Below are 21093 nucleotides of genomic sequence, written 5' to 3'. Positions count from 1 at the left end.
ATAGATTGCCCTGGTCGGGCAGGTGTCAGCGCGCCCGGCTTTACATGGGATTTTCATGTCAAATTTACGGATATTTAATGCTTTTTTGTCTAAAAATGGCTTCTTGGCTTGAGGATGAGCGAGATGTTTTTTGGCACGGATATTGATAACACAGACAGGCGCTCCGGCTGTCTGGTGCCGGGCGTACAGGGAAATCCCCAGGTCTCAGGCGCCATGCCCGCTTCGCTTCAGACCCTTGTTGCCGGCGGGCGCATAAAGGAGGTTGGACATGGAACAGAGCAAAGGCGACAAGCAGAAGTTGACGATCTGCCGGCCGAACAAGGTTCATGGCAAGTGGGATCCGCTGGCCTGGGGTACCGGCCCGTGGCCGCACAAGAGCGGGGACACCTATGAAGTCACCGTGGACAAGGGCATCGAAAAGCTCCAGCACGGCAATACCTACTACCTCTACCAGGGCTCGCACGACGAGCAGGGACAGCGGGCCGTCTGCAAGAAGATCCATCTGGAAAGCAAGAAGGTCGAGTTCAAGGCGGAATAGCCGGACTGCCTGGCGGCGGACCTACCGGTCCGTCGCAACCATGGCACCCCAAGACCAGCCTATTCCCGCTGGTCTTTTTCACTTCATGCCGCAATCTATTGAAAAGGAAGAAAAATGCTGGAAGCTACCCTATCGGCGGAGACTGCGATGCTGTCACCCGCCTGGCAGGAACAACTGCGCCTATTTCGCAAGAAGAGCCAGCTTGAGCAATTGGTGTGGTTGAGCTGCCTATCCCACCGGATTTCACTGTATGCACGCGGCACCTACGAGCCGGGCACCGACGAGGTCAGCCAGCCGCGCGAACTGCGCCGGTTCAACGAATTGCTGCATCGTCTGGCCGGCTTTCAGTACAAGGTGGCGCGCCACAGTCCCGAGGGGATGCCGGCGGTACTGGTGTTCAAACTGATCGAGGATGAGCTGGAGCGCCTGGGCCTGTCCCACAAGCATGTACTGGCCTGTCTACCGTAGCGGGACGATATGGCGAGCGAACGGGAGCGTCGGCTGACACGCTGTCTGTCCCGGCAACCCATGGAGGAGCAGAGATGAAAACGCATAAGCTGGTGCTGGTATTGCTGATCGGCCTGTCACTGCCGGTGTTGGCCGCCTCGAAACGGGCCACGCTGTTGACCGTTCAGTTCGAAACCACCCAAGGCACCCTGCACAAACTGACACTCAAGCCCAATGAAAAGCGCACCGTCCAGGTCGATGGGGTGAAATATACGGTGAAAGCCTCATCCGAGGCGGCTTTGAAAGACCCGCGCGACCCAGGCGCCACGATCGAACCCCAAGTCGGCAAGCTGCGGGTGCTGACGCATGAGCGCATTACCATCGATGAGCGCAAGTAGCGAGATAGTGGCCTGATGCCCAGGCCACTCAACTGCCCGATCACCTCTTCTCCCACTCGCTCTCAGCGCGCTGACGGCGGCTGAGGCATCTGTTTTCCGCTTTGCTCGACCTGAGCGTGTCTTTCAGGGGCTGGCTGGACTTGATGGAGGTCCAGTCGGTTCGCTGGGAAAGGTCCGGTTGAGCAGTCGCCGAGGTAGCCGCTATCCCCTCACTTCAGCGCATTGGGCAGGATATGGAATACCAGGATCAGCAGACCGGCCGTATTGCACAGCATGCCAAGCCAGAACTGGGTTTTGTTGACGGCGACAGAACGGGTGGTGAGCATGACGGGCTCCTGGCTGAAAAATCAAAGAGGTAGCGTGATTCTGGTAGGCGGATCGCCAAGTTACCAATGAGGATTCACGATCTCTGCCATTGATTTCTTCAATAACAGACAGCCGAAGCAATATAGAAAATTGCTATTGATATCAGAAGAACAATCAATTGGATCAATGTTGCCCTCCTCCCTAAGATTCACTCCGTCAACCCGCACTGTTCAACCGACAGGAGAAAATCTTATGAATACCTCGCTGATCAACACCGAAATCAAGCCGTTCAAAGCCACTGCCTACCACAAGGGCGACTTCGTCACCGTGAGCGACGTCAGCGTCAAGGGCAAGTGGTCGGTGTTCTTCTTCTACCCAGCCGACTTTACCTTTGTTTGCCCGACCGAGCTGGGCGATCTGGCTGACAACTACGCCGAATTCCAGAAGCTGGGCGTGGAAATCTACGGTGTCTCGACCGACACCCACTTCACCCACAAAGCCTGGCACGACACCTCGGAAACCATCGGCAAGATCGAGTACCCGCTGGTGGGCGACCCGACCGGCACGCTGACCCGCAATTTCGGCGTGATGATCGAGGAAGAGGGACTGGCCGAGCGCGGTACTTTCGTGGTCGACCCGCAGGGTAGGATTCAGATCATCGAAATCAACGCCGGGGGCATCGGCCGCAATGCCGAAGAGCTGCTGCGCAAGGTCAAGGCTGCGCAGTATGTGGCGAGCCACCCGGGTGAGGTCTGCCCGGCCAAGTGGAAAGAAGGCGCCACGACCCTGGCTCCGTCGCTGGATCTGGTCGGCAAGATCTAACTCAGCTCAAGTCACCTGAAGATTGCCCAGGACAGCCCGCAGCCGGGTTGCGCCTGGGCAGACTGAAGCCACAGGTAGTGCCCAGCGGAAAACCACAGGCTTTCCCCTGTACACCGCTTATCTGCATCCCTTGCACCGGCCGGGCCGGGGACGCGCCTGACATCGGAGATCACCATGCTCGACAGCGCCATCCAAGCCCAGCTCAAGACCTATCTGGAACGTCTGGTTTCCCCCATCGAACTGATCGCCTCGCTTGACGACAGCGCCGCTTCGCAGGAAATGCGGCAACTGCTGCGCCAAATCGCCGAGCTGTCGAACAAGGTCAGCGTCCGCGAAAACGGCAACAACCCGCGCCGTCCCTCGTTTGCCATCGCCCGAGAAGGCGAGGCGCCACGGGTACATTTCGCGGGGCTGCCGATGGGACACGAATTCACCTCGCTGGTGCTGGCGCTGCTACAGGTCAGTCGCTATGCCCCCAAGCTCGATGAAAACGTGATTGCGCAGATCAAGGCCATCGAGGGCAATTTCCGCTTTGAGACCTTTGTTTCGCTGTCCTGCCACAACTGCCCGGATGTGGTGCAGGCGCTCAATACGCTGGCCGCGCTCAACCCCAATTTCGAGGCCACGATGATCGACGGCGCGCTGTTCCAGGCGGAAGTGGAAGCGCGTCAGATCATGGGTGTACCGGCCATTTTCCTGAATGGCCAGCCTTTCGGGCAGGGACGCATGAGCCTGGAGGAAATCCTGGCCAAGGTCGATACCGGCGCCGCTGCCCGCGAGGCGGAAAAACTGAGCCAGAAAGCCGCCTTTGACGTGCTGGTGGTCGGCGGCGGCCCTGCCGGCGCTTCGGCAGCGATCTACGCTGCACGCAAAGGTATCCGGGTGGGCGTGGTGGCCGATCGTTTCGGCGGTCAGGTGTTGGATACGCTGGGGATCGAGAATTTTATCTCGGTCAAGGCGACCGAAGGTCCCAAGCTCGCAGCCGGCCTGGAGCAGCACGTCCGCGACTACGAAGTGGACATCATGAATTTGCAGCGCGCCGTCGGCGTCCTGCCGGCAGAGCAGCAGGGCGGCTTGCATGAGGTCCGCCTGGCCTCGGGCGCAACGCTGAAAAGCCGAGCCCTGATTCTGGCGACCGGTGCCCGCTGGCGCGAAATGAACGTCCCCGGCGAGGCCGAATACAAGACCCGTGGCGTGGCCTTCTGCCCGCATTGCGATGGTCCACTGTTCAAGGGCAAGCGGGTAGCGGTGATTGGCGGCGGCAATTCGGGTGTCGAGGCCGCGATCGATCTGGCGGGCATCGTGTCCCATGTCACCTTGCTGGAATTCGGCGACGCCATGCGCGCCGATGCCGTCCTGCAACAAAAGCTGCGCAGCCTGCCGAATGTGACGGTCATCCTGCAAGCGCAGACCACCGAAGTGACGGGTGATGGGCAGAAGGTGAACGGCCTGCGCTATAAGGATCGTGTCTCGGGCACCGAGCACCATATAGCGCTCGAAGGCATCTTTGTGCAGATCGGCTTGCTGCCCAACACCGATTTCCTGAAAGAAGCCGTCAAGCTGTCACCACGCGGCGAAATCGAAATCGATGAGCGTGGAGAGACGTCCACCCCCGGTATTTTCGCGGCCGGCGATGCGACGACTGTGCCCTTCAAACAAATCATTATTGCAATGGGCGAGGGCGCCAAGGCCAGTCTGGGAGCCTTCGATTATCTGATCCGCTCAGGTCGTTGATGCGAAAGTGAAACGATATGGCTGTGCTGGTTAGGTGCTGCTCTTGAGATTATTCAGCCGATTCGGGAAATTGGATCGGCTGAGTTGTCTTTGTTCGGTGTCGAAGGCCTGTTTCTGCTTTTTGATATGGTGTGGGCTGACATTTGAACAGTGTATGTATTTTTGATTTCCCGTAATAATTGATGGCCTGTAGAGGGGTTTTCATGGAAACAGTATTTCTGGTTAATCATATCCACCCGCTGCCAAATGAAGATGAGGATGTGAAATTTATCGGCATTTATCTTACTAAGCAAGACGCTGAAGAGGCGGTGAAGCGGATAAAGATTTTGCCAGGATTTTCAGAGTATCCCGATCGATTTCATATCGAAGAATATGAGATATGGTAAGGGCCATTGGGCCGAAAGTTATTTCATTCTTATCCCAGGTTAAGAGTAAGTAGCCAGCTAGGATAGTATCTTGAGGCTGGAGGGGATTTAACTTTGCTCAAAGCATTCCCATCCATCATTTTCGCCGCCAAGGGGAGCAGCGCTGCTTTCTAAAAACACTTCAAAATTTGTTATGTTCTCATGCGTTGGCTGCATATAAGGGTAAATGGCAAGCTGCCATTTGCCGTGATGGGGGGCTAGGGAAATCCTGTGTCTCGATTGCAAAAGCAAGCGAGCACAGTCGAGAGCAGCCGATTCTTCAGGAAATGTCAGGAAAAACTCTATTTCCCGAGGTTTTGCAAGATTGTCACCGCTGCAGAACATCCGCCATAAAACATCCCCATTATCATTCGCAGGGAAGTCTTTTAAATTTCTTTCTGTGTTCATGGTTTTGGGCGCAAGTGAGTGGTGTCGAGGCTGGAGATAATACTGAGTTCCCGATTTTTCTGAACGGATTTTTCATGGCTGTGCATCCGTTGGCGAGATAAATACCTTTAAGAACCTGGCCCCCTAGGGTTGATGAAGTCGGCATTCATCCCCATTGAGACAGCAAAGGAAGAAGCCTTATGGGCCAGAACGCATGAAGGGTCTCGTTCTGCCTGTCCTAGCCATCCTCTCACTCGGAGTTCACCGCATGACCGACACGACCGCCCCGTATACCCCGCCGAAGATCTGGACCTGGAACAAGGCAAACGGCGGCCAGTTTGCCAATATCAACCGTCCTGTTGCCGGACCGACCCATGACAAGGAACTGCCCGTGGGTCAGCATCCGCTCCAGCTCTATTCCCTGGCCACCCCCAATGGGGCGAAGGTGACGATCATGCTGGAAGAGCTGTTGGCGCTGGGGCACACCGGGGCCGAGTACGATGCCTGGCTGATCCGGATCAACAACGGCGATCAGTTCAGCAGCGGCTTTGTCGAGGTGAACCCGAACTCCAAGATTCCGGCGCTGTTGGATCGCAGCGGGCCGACGCCGGTGCGGGTGTTCGAGTCCGGCGCGATCTTGCTGCATCTGGCGGACAAGTTCGGGGCGCTTATACCGGCTGATCCGGCCAAACGTGCTGAATGCCTGTCGTGGCTGTTCTGGCAGATGGGCAGCGCGCCTTATCTCGGCGGTGGCTTCGGCCACTTCTATGTCTATGCCCCGACCAAGATCGAATACGCCATCGACCGTTTTGCCATGGAGGCCAAACGCCAGCTCGACGTGCTCGATCGGCGCCTGGGCGAGACCGCTTATCTGGCTGGAGACGATTACACGATTGCCGATATCGCCATCTGGCCCTGGTACGGCGCTCTGGCTTTGGGGCAAATCTACGAAGCGGCCGAATTCCTTCAGGTCCAGACCTATGCCAATGTGCAGCGCTGGGCCGCCCAGATCGCCGAACGCCCGGCCGTGAAGCGCGGCCGCATGGTCAACCGCACCTGGGGCGAGCTGTCGGGCCAGTTGCATGAGCGCCATGCGGCAAGCGACTTCGATAGCAAAACCCAGGATAAGTTGGTGGCCGAGGGTTGAGTTGTTCAACGCCTTTGCAGACCGCTCAGTTGTGGAGCGGGCAAGCAGATGAAAAGAAAAAGCCCTGAGTGATCAGGGCTTTTTCAATGGAGCCGACGGACACTGGTCTATCGCGCCGTTCAGGCGTGGGGCGCCGAATTGCTGGTTCCCCCGCGCCGGGATGCCCAGCCTTGGCGGGAGCAGACCGACTGGGCAGCCCACCGCAACGACAAACTGGCCGCGATCAAGCGCGTGGGGCGGGCGATCTGGAAGCGCTGGAGCGGCTACCATCGGCGCAGCCTGGTAGAAACCGCAATGCATTGCTTCAAGCGGCTCGGCGAGCGACTGCCGGCCCGACACCCTGAACGGCAGGTCGCCGAAATCCCCGTACGCTGTGCGATCTTGAATCGCTTCGTGCTGCTGGGCATGCCCACCACGGTGGCTCACCCCTGAATTCCGTCCAGCAAAGGGGTAACTCGACCTGAGATTGGGTTATGCAATAAAGCCCTCTGGAGACGAGGACCCGGATGACGAGCGTCGTCCTAAAACGGGAAAAAGCGATCCATATGGTGATAGAAATGCACTGGAGAAGGCCAAAAAGCAAATCGACAAACTGGATGAGGACCTAAAAAACACAACCTCGAAGCGCGAGTGCCTGAAAATTGAGCAAAAGATAAAAAATATAAAGCAAACCGCTCAACGTAGGGCGAAGAGCGAAATGCACTGGATGAAATAACGATGCACAAAATAAAGCCAAGAGTTTCTGTCGATGACGTTCTGTTCGGCGCCAATTTTCAGTTTCTTATGTCTGCCGGTTACGTCGAGTGCCCAGACAGCTACGACGAAGAAACCAAATGGCGCATATTCAGAAAGAATGATGAAGTCGACATTTACATAAAAGACGACACTATCATATGTATTGCTTGCTTTCAGGATTGTGTAATAGATGGAATCTGTCTTATCGGCATGTCACCTGCGGATCTAATAGCAGCGTTGGGAAATCCTGACGAGATAGGCGAGGCAGTCTGGGTATCGGACAATGAGCAGCAGATTCCATATGAATACTTCTCGCTTGGACTGCAGATATGGTTTGAAGCAGACAAGGTTGTTTCAGTATTTTGTAATGCGACATACTAGCTGTGCGATGGCACAGCGATAGCGTTTGAGAGGCCTTGTTGCATAACCCTACGAATGCCCCGAGCGATCAAGTCATTCAAATCATGCTGACGTTGAAGGTGGTGAATTCAATTTCGAAGTGCAATTCCAATTAAATGATGGACTTGCGTCGTTCCCGTCAGTTTTTCGAATTTTTGCAGGGGCGCCACATAGCCAAACCGCTTTCGCGGGCGAGTATTTAAGCGCTGCATAGCAAAGTGAACATCGGCCTCTCGCACTTTATCCAAGGGTGATCCTTTGGGGAAATATTGGCGCAATAGGCCATTGGTGTTTTCGTTGCTCCCTCTCTGCCAAGGAGAGTGCGGTTTAGCAAAAAAGAAATCGACTTCCAATGCTTCAGTAATTTGTTCATGACGCGCAAATTCTGTCCCATTGTCACTCGTAATCGTTTTGACCCATTCCCGAATCGGCATCAATAAATGGATCATGCCTATCTTGACCGCCTCGGCCGTTTTCTTCGCTAGCGGATAGGCCAACATTAAACCTGTTTTACGCTCGGTCAGCGTTAAGATCGCCCCTGCTTGACCCGCCCCAATCACCGTATCGGCTTCCCAGTCACCCACCCGTTCTCGGCTTTCCACCACCGCTGGGCGGTCCGAAATGTCTCGACGATTCATCAGGATGCAACGCTTTACCCCTCGTCGCCATGGACGCCGACGCGGTTGGCGGCGGCGTAGATGGCGCCACAGCTCATTCTCCGGGTTGGCATAAATCCACTGATAAATGGTCTCATGACTGATGGCCTTGCCTAATGAAGCCGATATTTGCTCAGGACTCCAATCTTCTTTTAGCTTGAGCACGACTTCTTGCCACAGGCATTCTTTTATGTGCGAGCCAGTTCTTTTTACTTGACTGCTGCGTTCTTGAGCTGTTACGGCTCGATACCCCGGCTGGCCACCGTTTCGCTTGATTTCTCGGCTCACTGAGGACGAACTTCTACCCAACAACTCAGCAATCGCTTTTTGTGAAATTCCTTCCCCCAACCCTTTTTCTATCTGGTATCGTTCGGCTTGGCTGAAGTGCCTGTAGGAATTCATGGGTTTTTATTTTCTTGGCGGAAAACGGAAGCTCATCCTATAGCACTTCGCCTCCCTCTGCTTTTTTCTTTGCTTCCCGATTGCACTTCAAATTTGAATTCGCCGCGGCAGAAGAAAAAATGTTAATGCTGCTAGGGCTTGGTTTCATCATCTGGCACGTAGACAGTATGAGGGAGTAGTCTTTGCCCCGAATGGTTGCTCTGCCGCCTATTTCAATCTCTGGCAAGGATTCGCTGTTCAGCCTCGACCTGGAGATTGGAGCTTATTAAAAAAACATATTTTGGAGGTAATTTGCTCTAGCAATGCTGACCATGCGCGTTATTTATATGCCTGGATGGCATGGCTAGTTCAGCAGCCCGGTACCCCACCTGGCGTAGCGGTAGTATTGCGAGGGGGGAAGGGTACAGGTAAAGGCACCCTAGGCAATGCCTTAGTAAAGCTGTTTGGGCGAAACGCGGTTCATCTTTCGAACTCTCAATGTGGTGGTCAAGTATTTTCGGACACGACGATAGGGTGTTTTTCTGTCCAGTTACGCTCATAAGCGTTGGGCGACAGATAGCCCCGTTTCGAGTGCCGGCGCACGCTGTTGTAGAAGCCGACGATGTAGTCGGTGACGTCGCGTTTAGCCTCAGCCTGGTTGGCATAGTCACGCTGCCAGACCCGTTCCATCTTGAGGTTCAGGAAGAAGCGTTCCATCACGGCGTTATCCCAGCAGTTGCCTTTTCGGCTCATGCTCGCGCGCAAGCCATGGCGTTCGAGCAGGCGGCGGTGAGCCTCGCTGGCATACTGGCTGCCTCGATCAGAATGCACGATCAGACCGGGTGCTGGGCAACGCTGGGTGATAGCCCTCTGCAGCGCGGAACAGACCAGTTCGGCTGGCATCGTCGGCGCCATGGCCCAGCCGACGATCTTGCGCGAGAAGAGGTCCATCACGGCGGCCAGGTAGAGCCAGCCGCTGCGTGTGCGTAGATAGGTTATGTCGGACGCCCAAGCTTGGTTAGGCGCCGCTGGTTCGAACTGCCGGTCCAGCACATTGGCCGCCGTGGGCAGGCCGTGCCGGCTGTCCGTCGTGTGACGGAATTTGCGTTTCCAAGTGGCCTGCAACCCGTGAGCACGCATAAGACGACGCACCCGGTGGCGGCCCAACTTGATCCCTTCGCTACGCAGCGTCGCCTGCAAACGCCGACTACCATAGCAACGCCCCGAACGGACAAAGGCCGCCTGCAGCCGGACGCTGACTGGGCATACCTTGGTTTTCCGGCCGCTGCGCCGTTGAGCCGCGTAGTAACCCGACCGGCTCACTCCCAGAACCTCGCACATCCTCGCCACGTTGCCGGCCTTCTTCTGCAGTTGGGCGATGCGCCGGTAGATCACTTCAGTTCCCGGGCGAAGAAGGCCGATGCTTTTTTTAACAGCGCGTTGTCCTCGCGTAGCCGCCTCACTTCCGCCTCCAGCGCTCGAATGCGCTGCTGCTCCGCCGTCAGGGGCTTGCCGATTCCACGCTGCCCCGACAACTCGGCCTCGAACTGCCCCAGCCAGCGACGGACCGCCGTCTCACCAAGGTCCAGGTCACGACAAACCTGGCCGACACTCAGCCCCTCGTCCTTGATCATCTTCACGACCTGGAGCTTGAACTCCGCGTCGAACGTTCTGCGCTTTTTACTCATCCATTTCTCCTCGCTTGGTGAATCATCCACCTATCGAGGTGTCCGGCCAAATTAGACCACTACACAACATCTTGTCGGCAATTTTAATGCTCATCTGCATGGCTGTTCCTTTTTGTTTGCAGATGAGGCATTTTATGCGGGCGACAAGAAGAGTGAGAGTGTGCTTAAGCAGTTAATCACTGAACCCCAAATTTTGATCGAGAGAAAGGGGGTGGATGCTGAAATGGTGTCGAATTGCCTTCATATTTTGATGGCTTCTAACTCTCAATGGGTAGTTCCTGCCTCAGTTGATGAGCGACGGTTTTTCGTGCTCGACGTGAGTGCGGCGAAGCAAGGTGATCAGGCCTACTTCCACGCGCTTCAAAACCAATTAAATAATGGTGGTCTAGAAGCCATGCTGTATGACCTGCTCCATTACAAATTGGGAAATTTCAATGTAAGGGATGTGCCCCAGACCAACGCATTGCATGAGCAGAAGCTGGCGAGTTTACCTTTGAGTGCGCAGTTCCTTTGGGAACGCATAGAGGAGGAGGCATTGCACCCCCAAGACAGTGGGTGGGTCTGCCAACAACCTCGCCAAGGTCTAAGCACAGCATTTCACGAATTCACAATGCGATCCGGCACCGTGGGGCGGAATCACCAGGCAACTGTGACGGTGTTAGGGAGGATGATCAGCAAGATATTCGGCAGGCATGTCCAAGATGTCCGCCCCATCGTAGGAGGACGGCAGGTTCGTTGCTGGCTTTTTCCCGATCAAGCACAAACGAAAGCTCTGTTCGAATATTGGGTGCGCACTGGTAAGGAAAAACCGTGATTCTAGCCACCCTAGCCACCTTAATTAGACAGCCGCTTGTCTGCGGAAAGCCGCATAAAACCTGGGCTCATCCACCGTATCCAGCCAGCCACCCTAAATTGGGTTCTTCTATATGCATGCGCATGTAGGTAGACCTCAAACAGGAAAGTGGATTACTTAAATAAATTAGCTGGATAGGTGGATAGGGTGGATGCAGCTAGGTATAGCTAGAACCCAGCTTGCCACCCTGCCCAATATTGGGTGGATGAGGGTGGCTAAAAGTGCATGTGGTAAGTAACCACCACCCCGTCCTGAAAGGTATATCAGAATGCGTGCATATATTGCGCAGCTACGGCGCCAAGCCGACAAGCTGCAAGCGGAAGCCGTGCCGCCTGTGAACGGTTGTCAGGAGGGGGTGACAAAAGCCCGGGCTAAGCATGACGCTTGGTACGCCTCACTCCCTCCTGCCGCAAGGCACCGCCATTGGTCGATGGAGGAGCTATCGAGTGCGCTGGGCTTTTCATCGCAGGAATTAAGTCAAACTCTGCTAGATGCCGGGTGGCGCAGAAAACGGGTCTGGTTTGAGCGCAGCAAGGGCCATGGACGCTATCTGCGGGTCTGGCTTAGCCCTGACGTCGTCGCTAAGGAGCAAGGTCGCCAATCAGCCTCTACGGGGCGGGAATAAGAGGTGCAGAAGAGTCGGTGTTCAGCAAGGAGTGAGCAAGCCGTAAATCCGTAGGTCTACCGTTTTAGCCATTCCATCAACTGAAGAACAGCTTGCTGCTTGTTCTTATCCATTCTCCGATACGCATCAACCAACTGCCCTTCTTCGGGAACGGACAAGGGTTCACTCACCCTTTCATATCCTTCTGCCATGGCGATCAATTCGTAAGCCGGCATCTGAAAGGCCGCTGCGAGTTTTCCTGCCAGCTCGACCGTCGTGTCCTGCTTACTGTTTTCGATCCGCGAGACCGTGGCGGCTGTGGTTTGAGCCTCATGGGCTAGCTGGTCTTGCGACCAGTTTCGAGCTTCCCGAAGCGTTCTGATGATGTACCCGAGATTCATCTCGGCAGTGTCCCCAACGAGGACTTTGCGGACAAACCGCATACCGCATAGAATGCATAAAATTACATATATGTAATAAATGCTTGTTCAACCTTCCTGCAGCGATTCTTTCTGCCACGCAGGCTGTGGCTCTAGAGGCATCGCTGACGTAGGACGAAAACGAACTCATCTTGCGGGAGCATCATCATGCAAACCAAATTCACTCACCTATTTCTGACTGTCCTGCTGTCTCTGCCGGCCGTTGCCGGCGTCAATAAGTGCATCGGAAACGATGGCAAGGTCACTTACTCCCAGACGCCTTGCCCATCCACTAGCAAGTCCGCAGAGCAGGTCCGCATCGTGGATAACGCCATCGTTGATGGTCAGCGTCTGCGGGCTCAGGCTAGCCAGATGCAAGGCTCCCAAACCGAACCTGGGGTGAATGCGCGCAAGAGCGCGAAAGGCATCGACGAGCGGGCGGAAGAGCTGGAGCGCCTGCGCGTAGAGGCCTGCCGGAAGATGGTGGAAGAGCCCAAGAAGATGGGCGATTTCACCCGGGCTTATAGGGCTTGCCAAGTGCTGAGTGGGCAGGTCGGTGAGGTGGAGCAGCCGGCCAATGCGCCAATGAAGACCCCGCAAGCAGTTCATATGCCGCCGTCTCCCATCACCTTCACGCACTGTAATGGGTCAGGCTGCTTCGATAACGTCGGGCAGTTCTATCGGCGAAGCGGAAATGCTTATGTGGGCACTAATGGCTGTATGGTGGTCGGGGGAATGTTGCAGTGCCCGTGAGGGACAAGGTCAGGCAGCTGAGGTGGCGGTTTGATCGGCGCTATTTGATAACGCTGTCATGCTCGTTAACTGGTGATTTGTTCAAACACAGAACTGTATTGGTATTTCCAAATCATGAGTCACTTCCAATTGCCAAAAACTAAAAGTGCAAATGCACCACTTGCACCGCACCTCACTCAAACAGGTTGTTTCTTAAGGGAAACGGTAGTCCTGCCTGAGCTGGCATGATATAATTTTTCCCCCTTGGTTGATCCTGAAACTTGGTGTGCAGGTTCTTGCACATCCAGGGTCGATTTTTACTTTTATTTTTTGGTCATTGAATGAAAAGCTGGTTAAACCATCTTGCTTTCCCTATGGGTCATGGTCCACGCAGTATTCGAAAACTTGCTATTGCCGTGTCCTTGTTGGGAATCTCTCCGCTCACCCTGGCTGCCGATGACGATGGCACCACCATTCCCTATCCCAAAGTCTGTGACATTTTTAATGCCTGTATCGAAAGCACCAGTATTTCAGGATGGGTAGACCATTTCTACCCGAAGCCTAAACGGAATTGGTGGAAAGTCACCAAAGGTCCTTATGAGTGCTTGGCGCCCAATGGTATGCGAGCCAAGTGCTATGACTTGACTGTTGATGGGGAAGGCTATCTTACCGGCGTTATTCTCCGCGCTATCATTGGTTGTCCAGATGGAACCTTCTTTGGCAAAGTCAGCCAGCGCTGCCGCAAGATTTGCCCCGAGGGCGAGTATCTGGTGAAAGATGTGTCGCCGGATCAGTGCAAGCCTAATCCGAAACCCGAAGAGCGCGACCCGGACGATACGGCTGATCCGAATTTGGGGATGCCTAAGGAATGCACGGGCAATCCGATCAATACCGCGACAGGCAATAAATTCCAGCGTGAAATTGATACCTTGCTGGGCGTACCTTTTGTCCGGTTCTATAACAGCCATGACACGGGTCTAAAGCATCAACAGGGCTTAGGCTGGCGCCACAATTGGCACGCCCGGGTACTGCCGATCTATTCCTATTTCATTGATCCAGGCCTTCCGCGCGATATGGACCCGGATTGGAAGGAGCGTGTGGGGCATGTCACTCCGACTGATCGAGGCCCGAAACCGCGTCTGTTGTTCTACCGGCTGGAGCGTACCGATGGGGCTTCTTTCTCCGCCACGACGGATGGCCGGATTATCGGTGCGACCGACAAAAACACCCTCAAGCTGACCATTGGCCCGACGGGCTTTACCGTCTTCGATGGCCTGAACACCGAGCATTACGACGCCAAGGGCAATCTGGTCTCGCTCATCGAAGGGGGCGGCAAGCGCTACACGCTGACCTATGCCGACAAGCTGCTGAGCCAAGTCAAGGATGAAACCACGGGTCGCACGCTGACCTTTACCTACCGTCGGGAAACACTGGGTGGACTCGAAGACGATTGGCTCAGCAAAGTCGAGAGCGGCAATGCTTCGGGCACGACAGGTCTGGTGGCGAGCTTTGACTATTCGCCGAAGGGCTACTTAGCCAAGGTCACGCATGCCGATGGGACAACCCGTCAGTATGTCCACGACGACCCCACCCGTGCCGACAAGCTGTCGGGCCTGATTGATGAGAACGGTGTGCGCTTTGCCACCTGGAGTTACAACCGAGACGGCGCCGCGGTCAGTTCTGAGCACGCTGGCGGCATAGATCGCTATACCCTGAGCTTTGCAAGAGAAGGTGATTTCTCGGCGGCGATGCAGATCAGTCCCCAAGGCGCACCGCGATTGTTCCGGTTCCAACGGATTGGCCGTCGGGTACTGCCGATCGGTAACTCCCAACCCTCGGGTTCAGGCTGCCCGTCGAGTGCAAGCAAAATTACCTACGACTCGGCTGGCAATCCGCAAGAACAGACCGACTTCAACGGCAATGTGACGTGGTTCACCTACGACCCGGTCCGTGATCTGGAAGTGACGCGGATTGAAGCCGCGACCAGCTCGGCGCCTCGGGCGTTCACTACGCAATGGCATGCGACATTCCGCCTGCCGACCGAGATCCGTACCGAGGATGAAACCATCAGCCTGGTCTACGACGAGCGTGCCAACCTGACCAATAAGACGATCAAGGCACAGGGTTCAGTACGAAGCTGGCGCTATGGCTACGACAGCGCCAACCGCTTGATGAGCATGACCGATCCGGCAGGCCGCAGCACCCAGTTTGGCTATGACGCCACGGGTAATCTGGTCTCGGTCAAGGATCCTGCTGGGCTGGTCACGACGTATGGTCCTCACAACGCCCATGGTCAACCGCTGTCGATTACTCGTCCTGATGGCGTGGTGACATCGATGACCTACGACGCTCGGGGTCGCTTGCTGACCTACAGCGAGGGTCAGTCTGTGACGCGCTACCAATACGCGCCGACGGGCCTGCTCAAGCAGGTCAATCTGCCCGATGGCAGCCAGATCGATTACGAGTACGACCCAGCCCACCGGTTAGTCGGTATCCGCAACAACCAGGGCCATAGCATCCGCTACGTGTTGGATGCCGCCGGTAATCGACTTCAACAGGATGTGCAGGACGCCAACGGCACCTTGGCCGCTGCGATGGCCGACGTGGATGCCCAGCAGGCATCCTTGATCGCCCCGAACAGCCTGCCGACTCAACAAGACAGCGAATAGTTTCTTATGCGATTTCCTCGATTCGCCAGCGTCTTCACGCTGGCGGCGGCCCTGGCCGCCCTGCCTTCTCAGGCAGCCATTACCCACACCCTTAAACAAGAGTTTGATCAGCTGGGTCGGCTGGCCAAGGTCATCCAAGCTGATGGCAGTTGGGTTAGCTATGGCTATGACCCCAACGGCAACCGGACCGAAGCGACTGATCATCTCGGCCGGACCACGCGCTACGAATACGATGCGTTTAACCGGCTCACCACGATCCGTGACCCCAAGGGCGGGATTACCAAGCTGGGCTACGACCGTCGCGACAACCTGGTCAAGGTGACGGACCCGAAGGGCTTGGTCACCGAGTATCAGTACAACGGTTTCAATGAGCTGGTGAAGCAGATCAGTCCCGACACCGGGACCAGTAGCCAAACCCGCGAGATTGATGGTCGGATCAAGACCCGAACCAATGCCGCCGGGCAAACCACCCAGTTCAAGTACGACGCTGCTGGGCGGTTGACGGAACAGCGTCATGCAGGCGGACCGAACTGGACCTTCCAGTGGGACAACGTCGGCCGGCTCAGTGAGGTCAAGGACAACACCGCGACCACGCGCTACCGCTACGACAGCCAAAGCCGACTGGAAGCCAAAACCCAGCAGATTGGCACGCTGACGCAAACGGTGAGCTATCGCTGGACACCGGCGAATCAACTATCCGGGCTGACGACGCCATCAGGTCGGGTAATCGACTATGTTCGGCAGAACGGTCAGATCGTCGCGATCAATCTGGACGGCAAGCCGTTGCTGACGCAGGTGGTGTATCAACCCTTCGGTGGACCGCAGGGCTGGACCTGGGCAAATGGGCTGCACCATACCCGGCTCTATGACACCAACGGTCGCCTCTACCGAGTCGAGTCGGCTGGCATCTTTGCCAAGCGGCTGATCTTTGACGGGGCCAGCAATGTCAAGCAGCAAGAAGACCTGCAAGATGCCAAGCGGACGCAGGAATTTGGCTATGACGAGCTGGATCGGCTGACGAGCGAAACCGCGACCAATCGCAACGACGCTTATCAGTACGACGCCAACGGTAACCGGACCCAGGTCAGCCGTAATGGCACGACCACTGCCTCAACGATTGAGGCCACCAGTAATCGGCTGACGAGTCTGGGCACCCAGACGCGGACCTATACCGCGACGGGTCATCTGCAAAGCGATGGCACCCGGACATTTGAGTACGACGGGGCGGAACGGCTGGTCAAAGTCACCACAAATGGCAAGACCTATCAGTACAGCCACAATGCTTGGGGGGAACGGCTGGTCAAGACAGGGGCTCGGTTTGTCTACGATGAGCAAGGTCATCTGCTGGGCGAGTACAAGACCGACGGTAGCCTGATCCAGGAAACGGTGTGGTTAGGGGAGCTGCCGATTGCCACGATTCAACCGGACGCTAAGAGCCCCAGCAAAACGTCGGTCTACTATGTCCATCCGGACCACCTGGGCACGCCTAGGGCGGTCAGTGACCCTGTCAGCAATAAAGCCGTGTGGCGTTGGGAGTCCGATGCATTTGGTAACAGCGCACCCGATGAAGACCCGGATCAGGATAAGAAGAAGCTCGTCTATAACCTGCGTTTCCCGGGCCAATACTTCGACCAGGAAACCGGACTGAACTATAACTTCTTCCGGGATTATGAATCGGTTACAGGACGATATGCACAAAGCGACCCTCTTGGATTTGTAGGAGGCATTAACACATACGCCTATGTTCTTAATAATCCGTCTAAATATAAGGATAGCGAGGGTACAAATCCTATCCTCACCGCTGTCCAGGGTGCTGAATTCGGAAGTTTCGCAGGTCCTGTTGGTTCAGTTGTAGGGGCAGCAATTGGTCTGGGTCTCGGTATCTGGGCAGGAGATAAACTTTGCCAGATGTCGGAAAACTCTAAGAAGAGCGGCACTCAGGCGCAGAGTGCAGCTGGCCCGAATAGCGCAAGTTTGCCGCCCAATGGCCCCGATGATGACGAGGACTGGAACTGGGAACCGCCCAGGATTCGGTCTCAGCAAGTTGGCTTGAAAAACCCAAAGCAAATAGACGGCATCAAAGATGCTATGCGAAATGGGAGTTTCCAATATGAAAAACCTGAGTTGCGCATAGGAGGAATACGTAGCCCTGATGGAACATATCATTTATCAGAAGGGAATCATCGTATGGCGGCAGCTCAGGAACTGTATAAGGAAACAGGAAATCCGCATTATATACGCCAGCTGCTAAAACACGGTCAATGGACGAACCGGGAACCCCCAATGGGTAATCGACCAATGCCTTCTAGAAGTTTTTGGGGGGCACTTAGAAATAAAGTGGGGCTTTAAATGTATGACGTCAAAATAAACCCAGGTCGACTGGGAAATATGTTGCTGCCGGAATTTCACGTAAGATCTGGCAACACTTATTGTTTAAAGCTCCCTGGATTTATAAGTGGGGACCTGGAAAGGCTCGTATTTTGTTATCTGAAAACGCAATTTGACCAAAAGCACAATATTCCAAAGTTTGATTTTTCTGATGCTTGGAAGTGCTTGAACCAATCTTGGTGGGGCGTGCTGGCCCGAAAAAGCCTTCACGGAAGAATCAGTACATACTTGAATGACCCCCGCGTGGCTACAGAAATAATGGAAGAATTTGATGTCAAAAAAAATTCAGACTTGCTAAGTCTTCCAGGAACAAGCCGAGTTTTGTTGGATTTAAAAATATGCAGCAAAGTTAATGATTTGACGATTGGCCCTTTGCTTACTCTGGATCCCGCTGGTGTAAAAAAAGTGCTTGAAACGGCTCATGGTCTTAATTCCATGGGGAAGTCATTCATATTTTTTGAAGGGGAGATTGCGAACAGAGATCCCCTGCCGACATGGGTCCAATCCATACAATGTGCTAAGGCCGATTAATATCGCCTCTTGGTACGATTTTGAGGCCCGGGCATCTCATTAAACGCCCGGGCCTTCTTTTATCTGGAGCCGCCAACAAATCGTTTGAACCCCTGGGACTATCAGGGCTATACGACGGCGTAAATACGTACGTTTACGCTCATGTCAATCCCTTAGTGGAAATCGACCCAACTGGCGAGTTTGCGTGGGGGCTGGTTTTCGGGGGAGCTGAATTGGGGTGGCAATTATACCAAAATGATGGGGATTGGAGCTGCGTAGACTGGACTGGTGTTGGGCTCTCGATGGTTGGTGGTGGATTAATGATGGACTTTTTAAAGGTGCATTCAAATTCAAAACTGCTGGAAGTCACACATGGGATGCCACACGAAAGTGGATGAGCAAAAACAACATCATGCCGATCCAAATGGTGTGCAGCGCCACCATTGGCTTTTTGAAAGAAATCAAGGTATCGGAAAACGAGTGCCGGATGTCGTTAAAAATCAACCTTGGAATATTAACCCTATCCGTTCCGACTTTAACAACTGGCTTGGCCGAAAGCCTTGGAAAGAAGCGATATCGATGAAATCGGAAACAAAACAGGCTGTCACACTTGCGGCGACCGTGAGCCCGGTACAAAAAGTGGGCACTTTATCCCCGACCATCAGCCACCGAACGCATTGAACCCACCACCAAGTGGGGCGCAGCAGCTCTACCCTCATTGCAAGACTTGTAGTAAGTCGCAAGGCGGTCAAATTCGTGGCAAACAATTGCAGGGCAAGCTCCCATGAACATCCTTGTACGGAATGGTTTGACCGTCGAAACTGACGGACTAATGCAGTCAACTGGTTACGAATTCTCCGTCGCGGCGCCTAGTCATAGCGACATAGATGCGTATAGAGATTTTCTGCTATTTCTCTTAAATTATGTATCTCTCGGCGGGAAGATAGAGGCAGGAGAAACTGTTCGCTATGGTTTTTGGTTAACGAAAGCCGTTGCTATGGCATCGGAAAAAATCACTTTTTGGGAGCTAGATCCGGAAACAATGGAATTTGTTCCGGGAATACGCAACGCAATTAGATTTTGGGTAGATCAAAACCGCCTATGTGCAAAGCACTCTGCTGAATTTGTACCTCCTTACTTAGAGCAGAATGTTGTAATTTCCGTGGGTGTGTACGAAGGGGGGGATGTCCAGGGAGTCAGGTACCCATCCCCTGAGCATATGTCCGGATGGTGGATAACAACTGACCTATACAATGGCGACACTAAGACCTTGCAGAAGGTCCATGCATATCACTTAGTGCAACAGCGCCCAGAGCTGATCCAATTTCTAGGATTGCCTTATGGATATCGCTTTTACTCGGACAACGGCGAGGTGAAGCTCGATCCTAAGGCGCAAAGGTGATAGGCAGTGGTCAATTTGCCGGTCGTGAGTCCAGTTATCGGTGCGTTGCGACATCAGCAAAACGATGAGCGAATTGTTGAAGTAATCAAGATGCCCCTCTGCTGAGGATGCGCTCAACGTCCCGTAGGGACGGCGATGGGGCCCGGCGCATTGCCGGGCCCATTTTTACTGGGTAGCGAAGGTGATTAGAATATGAACTTGCCGATCCTTGGCAATTATTGTTTGTTCCGCTCCATTCGATCTATGTGGTGGTCAAGTATTTTCGGACACGACGATAGGGTGTTTTTCTGTCCAGTTACGCTCATAAGCGTTGGGCGACAGATAGCCCCGTTTCGAGTGCCGGCGCACGCTGTTGTAGAAGCCGACGATGTAGTCGGTGACGTCGCGTTTAGCCTCAGCCTGGTTGGCATAGTCACGCTGCCAGACCCGTTCCATCTTGAGGTTCAGGAAGAAGCGTTCCATCACGGCGTTATCCCAGCAGTTGCCTTTTCGGCTCATGCTCGCGCGCAAGCCATGGCGTTCGAGCAGGCGGCGGTGAGCCTCGCTGGCATACTGGCTGCCTCGGTCAGAATGCACGATCAGACCGGGTGCTGGGCAACGCTGGGTGATAGCCCTCTGCAGCGCGGAACAGACCAGTTCGGCTGGCATCGTCGGCGCCATGGCCCAGCCGACGATCTTGCGCGAGAAGAGGTCCATCACGGCGGCCAGGTAGAGCCAGCCGCTGCGTGTGCGTAGATAGGTTATGTCGGACGCCCAAGCTTGGTTAGGCGCCGCTGGTTCGAACTGCCGGTCCAGCACATTGGCCGCCGTGGGCAGGCCGTGCCGGCTGTCCGTCGTGTGACGGAATCTGCGTTTCCAAGTGGCCTGCAACCCGTGAGCACGCATAAGACGACGCACCCGGTGGCGGCCCAACTTGATCCCTTCGCTACGCAGCGTCGCCTGCAAACGCCGACTACCATAGCAACGCCCCGAACGGACAAAGGCCGCCTGCAGCCGGACGCTGACTGGGCATACCTTGGTTTTCCGGCCGCTGCGCCGTTGAGCCGCGTAGTAACCCGACCGGCTCACTCCCAGAACCTCGCACATCCTCGCCACGTTGCCGGCCTTCTTCTGCAGTTGGGCGATGCGCCGGTAGATCACTTCAGTTCCCGGGCGAAGAAGGCCGATGCTTTTTTTAACAGCGCGTTGTCCTCGCGTAGCCGCCTCACTTCCGCCTCCAGCGCTCGAATGCGCTGCTGCTCCGCCGTCAGGGGCTTGCCGATTCCACGCTGCCCCGACAACTCGGCCTCGAACTGCCCCAGCCAGCGACGGACCGCCGTCTCACCAAGGTCCAGGTCACGACAAACCTGGCCGACACTCAGCCCCTCGTCCTTGATCATCTTCACGACCTGGAGCTTGAACTCCGCGTCGAACGTTCTGCGCTTTTTACTCATCCATTTCTCCTCGCTTGGTGAATCATCCACCTATCGAGGTG

The 21093-nt window shown here is 55.0% G+C and carries 19 protein-coding genes and 2 pseudogenes; 16 read left to right on the top strand and 5 right to left on the bottom strand.

Annotated elements, in window-relative coordinates; translation table 11 throughout:
- Positions 1-268: 268 nt before the first annotated feature.
- The 6 genes from ACFOW7_RS06310 to ACFOW7_RS06285 all read left to right on the top strand — a co-directional run bounded on the left by ACFOW7_RS06310 (position 269) and on the right by ACFOW7_RS06285 (position 4631).
- Positions 269-538 carry a hypothetical protein gene (locus tag ACFOW7_RS06310; protein WP_378162211.1) on the top strand — a complete coding sequence of 90 codons (270 nt, stop codon included), beginning with the start codon at positions 269-271 and terminating at the stop codon, positions 536-538.
- Positions 539-652: 114 nt separating this feature from the next.
- Positions 653-1006 (top strand): hypothetical protein, encoded by a 354-nt coding sequence (locus tag ACFOW7_RS06305; RefSeq protein ID WP_378162209.1) that lies wholly within the window; start codon positions 653-655, stop codon positions 1004-1006.
- Positions 1007-1080: 74 nt separating this feature from the next.
- Positions 1081-1383, top strand: a complete 303-nt coding sequence (locus ACFOW7_RS06300) for a hypothetical protein (RefSeq protein WP_378162207.1) — start codon at positions 1081-1083, stop codon at positions 1381-1383.
- A gap of 558 nt (positions 1384-1941) precedes the next feature.
- The gene (gene ahpC, locus ACFOW7_RS06295) at positions 1942-2511 is read left to right on the top strand and encodes an alkyl hydroperoxide reductase subunit C (RefSeq protein WP_378162205.1); all 570 of its coding nucleotides are present in this window, start codon (positions 1942-1944) and stop codon (positions 2509-2511) included.
- A 174-nt stretch (positions 2512-2685) separates the two neighbouring features.
- The gene (gene ahpF / locus ACFOW7_RS06290) at positions 2686-4245 is read left to right on the top strand and encodes an alkyl hydroperoxide reductase subunit F (protein ID WP_378162203.1); all 1560 of its coding nucleotides are present in this window, start codon (positions 2686-2688) and stop codon (positions 4243-4245) included.
- A gap of 203 nt (positions 4246-4448) precedes the next feature.
- Complete coding sequence (locus ACFOW7_RS06285; protein ID WP_378162200.1) at positions 4449-4631, top strand: DUF7336 domain-containing protein; 183 nt, start codon at positions 4449-4451, stop codon at positions 4629-4631.
- An 87-nt stretch (positions 4632-4718) separates the two neighbouring features.
- On the opposite strand, the gene ACFOW7_RS06280 is transcribed toward ACFOW7_RS06285, so the two are convergent.
- On the bottom strand, positions 4719-5057 hold the full coding sequence (locus ACFOW7_RS06280; RefSeq protein WP_378162198.1) for a ribonuclease E inhibitor RraB: 339 nt from the start codon (positions 5055-5057) through the stop codon (positions 4719-4721).
- A 247-nt stretch (positions 5058-5304) separates the two neighbouring features.
- Here ACFOW7_RS06280 and yghU point away from each other — a divergent pair, with 247 nt between their 5' ends.
- The 3 genes and pseudogenes from yghU to ACFOW7_RS06265 all read left to right on the top strand — a co-directional run bounded on the left by yghU (position 5305) and on the right by ACFOW7_RS06265 (position 7299).
- A complete protein-coding gene (gene yghU / locus ACFOW7_RS06275) occupies positions 5305-6183 on the top strand; it encodes a glutathione-dependent disulfide-bond oxidoreductase (protein ID WP_378162196.1) in 879 nt (292 codons plus the stop codon).
- Positions 6184-6291: 108 nt separating this feature from the next.
- A pseudogene (locus ACFOW7_RS06270) lies at positions 6292-6615 on the top strand (transposase); the annotation flags it as partial.
- Positions 6616-6900: 285 nt separating this feature from the next.
- Complete coding sequence (locus tag ACFOW7_RS06265) at positions 6901-7299, top strand: hypothetical protein (RefSeq protein ID WP_378162194.1); 399 nt, start codon at positions 6901-6903, stop codon at positions 7297-7299.
- Between the two features lie 107 nt (positions 7300-7406).
- On the opposite strand, the gene ACFOW7_RS06260 is transcribed toward ACFOW7_RS06265, so the two are convergent.
- The gene (locus ACFOW7_RS06260; protein ID WP_378162192.1) at positions 7407-8375 is read right to left on the bottom strand and encodes an IS30 family transposase; all 969 of its coding nucleotides are present in this window, start codon (positions 8373-8375) and stop codon (positions 7407-7409) included.
- Positions 8376-8861: 486 nt separating this feature from the next.
- Positions 8862-10042, bottom strand: a protein-coding gene (locus ACFOW7_RS06255) for an IS3 family transposase (RefSeq protein ID WP_378161821.1) whose coding sequence is annotated in 2 segments (ribosomal slippage) — positions 8862-9775 and positions 9775-10042 — 1182 coding nt in all. Because the reading frame shifts where the segments join, the coding sequence is not laid out codon by codon here.
- A 76-nt stretch (positions 10043-10118) separates the two neighbouring features.
- On the opposite strand from ACFOW7_RS06255, the pseudogene ACFOW7_RS06250 reads away from it, so the two are divergent.
- A pseudogene (locus ACFOW7_RS06250) lies at positions 10119-10856 on the top strand (primase-helicase family protein); the annotation flags it as partial.
- 720 nt (positions 10857-11576) lie between these two features.
- Here the strand turns inward: ACFOW7_RS06250 and ACFOW7_RS06245 are convergent.
- Positions 11577-11900: a helix-turn-helix transcriptional regulator gene (locus ACFOW7_RS06245; protein ID WP_378162190.1), complete on the bottom strand. Its 324-nt coding sequence runs from the start codon at positions 11898-11900 to the stop codon at positions 11577-11579.
- Between the two features lie 186 nt (positions 11901-12086).
- Between ACFOW7_RS06245 and ACFOW7_RS06240 the strand changes: the two genes are divergently transcribed.
- The 6 genes from ACFOW7_RS06240 to ACFOW7_RS06215 all read left to right on the top strand — a co-directional run bounded on the left by ACFOW7_RS06240 (position 12087) and on the right by ACFOW7_RS06215 (position 19619).
- A complete protein-coding gene (locus ACFOW7_RS06240; RefSeq protein ID WP_378162188.1) occupies positions 12087-12671 on the top strand; it encodes a DUF4124 domain-containing protein in 585 nt (194 codons plus the stop codon).
- Positions 12672-12991: 320 nt separating this feature from the next.
- The gene (locus ACFOW7_RS06235; protein WP_378162186.1) at positions 12992-15319 is read left to right on the top strand and encodes an RHS repeat protein; all 2328 of its coding nucleotides are present in this window, start codon (positions 12992-12994) and stop codon (positions 15317-15319) included.
- Positions 15320-15325: 6 nt separating this feature from the next.
- Entirely contained in the window at positions 15326-17668 is a 2343-nt protein-coding gene (locus ACFOW7_RS06230; RefSeq protein WP_378162184.1) for an RHS repeat-associated core domain-containing protein, read from the top strand.
- Positions 17669-18238, top strand: a complete 570-nt coding sequence (locus ACFOW7_RS06225) for a hypothetical protein (RefSeq protein WP_378162182.1) — start codon at positions 17669-17671, stop codon at positions 18236-18238.
- 351 nt (positions 18239-18589) lie between these two features.
- Positions 18590-18898 (top strand): hypothetical protein, encoded by a 309-nt coding sequence (locus tag ACFOW7_RS06220; protein WP_378162180.1) that lies wholly within the window; start codon positions 18590-18592, stop codon positions 18896-18898.
- Positions 18899-19001: 103 nt separating this feature from the next.
- Positions 19002-19619 carry an immunity protein Imm33 domain-containing protein gene (locus ACFOW7_RS06215; RefSeq protein ID WP_378162178.1) on the top strand — a complete coding sequence of 206 codons (618 nt, stop codon included), beginning with the start codon at positions 19002-19004 and terminating at the stop codon, positions 19617-19619.
- A 252-nt stretch (positions 19620-19871) separates the two neighbouring features.
- Here ACFOW7_RS06215 and ACFOW7_RS06210 read toward each other — a convergent pair.
- Positions 19872-21052, bottom strand: a protein-coding gene (locus tag ACFOW7_RS06210) for an IS3 family transposase (protein ID WP_378162176.1) whose coding sequence is annotated in 2 segments (ribosomal slippage) — positions 19872-20785 and positions 20785-21052 — 1182 coding nt in all. Because the reading frame shifts where the segments join, the coding sequence is not laid out codon by codon here.
- Positions 21053-21093 lie beyond the last annotated feature (41 nt).

The sequence above is a fragment of the Chitinimonas lacunae genome (assembly GCF_042650885.1).
Lineage (GTDB): Bacteria > Pseudomonadota > Gammaproteobacteria > Burkholderiales > Chitinimonadaceae > Chitinimonas_A > Chitinimonas_A lacunae.
The sequence above is the reverse complement of the archived record's forward strand: the minus strand, read 5'-3'. Positions and strand labels throughout refer to the sequence as shown.